This is a genomic window from Niastella populi (assembly GCF_002078015.1).
GTDB classification, from domain to species: Bacteria; Bacteroidota; Bacteroidia; order Chitinophagales; family Chitinophagaceae; genus Niastella; species Niastella populi.
Window position 1 is genome coordinate 1 of sequence record NZ_LWBP01000063.1, and the last position, 2961, is coordinate 2961.

Genomic DNA, 2961 nt, shown 5'->3' on the forward strand with positions numbered 1-2961 from the left:
TATCATCGGAAGAAGAGCATGAACTGCTGTTTGCTTTTAATGATATTGAAGTAGCTTATCCAAAAGATAAAACTACCGTAGATTTATTTGAAGAGCAGGTTGCAAAGACACCAAACAAAACAGCACTTGTATTCGAAGGTAGAGAAATTTCCTATCAGGAGCTAAATGAGCGTTCTAATCAACTGGCGCATTACTTAAAGGATAATTATAAAATTAAGCCAGATGATTTAATTGGTTTTCAATTAGCGAGAAATGAAAATTTGATCATTACAATTCTAGCGATTTTAAAAGCAGGCGCGGCATATATCCCAATCGATCTCGACTCGCCGGAAGAGAAAGTAAAATACATCGCAAAGGATAGCAAAAGTTCACTAATTATTGATGAAAATAAATTGGCTATTTTTATTGCCGGCAGCGCAACGTGTCAAAAGACGAATTTGCCGAAAGAATTAAGTCCTGGCAACTTAATTTACGCAATATATACTTCCGGATCTACAGGTGTGCCAAAAGGCGTTTTGATAGAGCATCGCAGCATCATTGCCCACATTTTTAATGTTAAAAACCTATATGGGGTAAGTGCCGAATCGAGGGTTCTGCAATTTTTTAATGTTGCTTTTGACGCGGCTGCCCAGGAAATTTTTACAACGCTATGTTTCGGTGCTACCCTGTATATGAAAACGAATAATGTCGATCCCGACTATATTTATGACCTGCTCTCGAAATATAAGATTACACACGCGGATTTTTCAACTGCCTTTTTTAATTCCCTGATAACGACCTTTAATCCTGAGACCTTTTGGCATAAGCTTGAGTTTTGTGCAATAGGTGGTGAGAAACTTGAAAAAGGAGCACTTGAAAAACAATGGCATAATATTTCCAGGTTTACAGAAAAATTCTACAACGTTTATGGACCGACAGAAACCACACTAACAGCTACGTGGTTTCCAATAATGATACAGGGCAAGCTTTCAAATTTTGAAGCTGTCATTCCAATTGGTAAATCGTATGCCGGTCGCCAGGTTTTGATCCTGGATGTAAATCAGCATTTACTGCCCATTGGTGTAACAGGAGAAATTTGTATAGGAGGAAATAGTTTAGCCAGGGGCTATTTGAACCGAGAAGAGTTAACTAAAGAGAAGTTTATAGTAAATCCTTTTAAAGAAGGAGAACGCCTGTACAGAACAGGAGATTCAGGCAGGAGGCTGGCAGATGGCAATATTGTGTTTATAGGCAGAAAAGATGACCAGGTAAAGATCAGGGGTTACCGGGTAGAGCCTGGCGAAATAGAGCATGCTTTATTAAGGCATGAAGCCATAAGCCAGGCTGTAGTCGTAGTAAAAGAGAATGAATCAGGAGAGAAAGAGCTGGTAGCCTATATCACTTCAAATATAGATCAAAACGCAGGCGATTTAAGAGCTTATCTGAAAGAGAAGCTACCCCCATATATGCTTCCGGCCTGTTTTGTACAACTGGAAGCAATTCCTTTAACAGCTAATGGAAAAATAGACAGGAAATCTTTACCGGACCCTGAAGGTCTGGGACTCTCCAGTGGCATAGAATATGTAGCTCCGGTAACTGAACAGGAAAAGGTCCTGGCTTTAGTATGGTCAGCTGTTTTAAAAAGAGAAGGTATAGGGATCAGGGATAGCTTTTATAACCTGGGTGGAGACTCCATCAAGTCCATTCAGGTGGTAGCCAGGTTAAAACAGTACGGCTATACGCTTAAAGTGGAACACCTGCTGAGGACACCTGTGTTGTATGAACTGGCCCGGTTAATGGAGCTGACTACCCAGGTTAGCGATCAAAGTGAGGTGAGCGGGGAGGTTGTGCTGACACCCATACAGGAATGGTTTTTCAAAACAGCTGAGATTAAAGTGCATGATCATTTCAATCAATCTGTTTTACTGTATAGTAAGGATGAGTTGGATAGAAATATACTGGAGAAGAGTGTAGATGATCTGACACGGCATCACGATGCCCTCCGGATGGTGTATAAACAGACTCCGGAAGGATGGCAACAATATAACCAGGACACAAGATCGAAAAGATACTCGTTAAACTTCTATGATTTAAGAGAATCAGATGACCCGCCTGGCGAGATGGCACGACTCGGAGAAGCGCTACAATCAGGCATAAAGCTATCTGAAGGTCCATTACTCAAAGTGCTTCATTTCAGGTTGAAAGACGGCGACCGCTTAGGTATGATCATTCACCATTTGGTGGTAGATGGAGTTTCCTGGCGTATACTCCTGGAAGACCTGTCGGGTTTGTACTCCGGTTACAAAACAGGCAAAAAACCAGGCTTGCCATCAAAGACTGATTCTTTTCAAAGATGGGCATTGCTTCAAAAAGAATACGCAGCAGGTAGCAAACTTGCAAAGGAGCGTACTTACTGGCAGCAGGTATGTAAACAAGAAATACCAAAATTACCACAGGATAAAGCGCTAAAAAAAGATCAGGCAGCAGTAATAGATTCAGTTGAATCTTTCAGCCTGGATAAGCATACCACCGGGTTATTGCAAACCCGGGTTCATGGAGTTTATAACACAGAGATAAATGATGTGTTACTCGCGAGTCTTGGCCTTGCCCTGAAAGAAGTGCTGTTCGCGGATAAAAGCGTTTTACGGATGGAGGGTCATGGCAGAGAGGAGATCATCGATGGAGTAGACATCAGCAGAACGGTAGGATGGTTTACTACAGTTTATCCATTTGTACTGGATGTATCCAATTCATCCAGTCAGACAGCGAGCCTGGTAAAGGTAAAAGACGATTTACGACGTATACCAAATAAAGGAATCGGTTATGGTATGCTCACTTACTTAAGCCAGGAAGGACTTGCGAGTAAACTCAACCCACCAATCAGCTTTAATTACCTGGGCGACTTTGGCGCGAATGTATCCAATGGTGACCGTTCACTATTTGAGTATGCATCAGAGCGTATCGGATCAGATGCATCCAAAG

General features: G+C 41.8%; 1 protein-coding gene. It reads left to right on the top strand.

Annotated elements, in window-relative coordinates; all coding sequences use genetic code 11:
- A partial coding sequence (locus A4R26_RS07455; RefSeq protein WP_133054584.1) for a non-ribosomal peptide synthetase occupies positions 1 to 2961 on the top strand: 2961 nt, incomplete at both ends.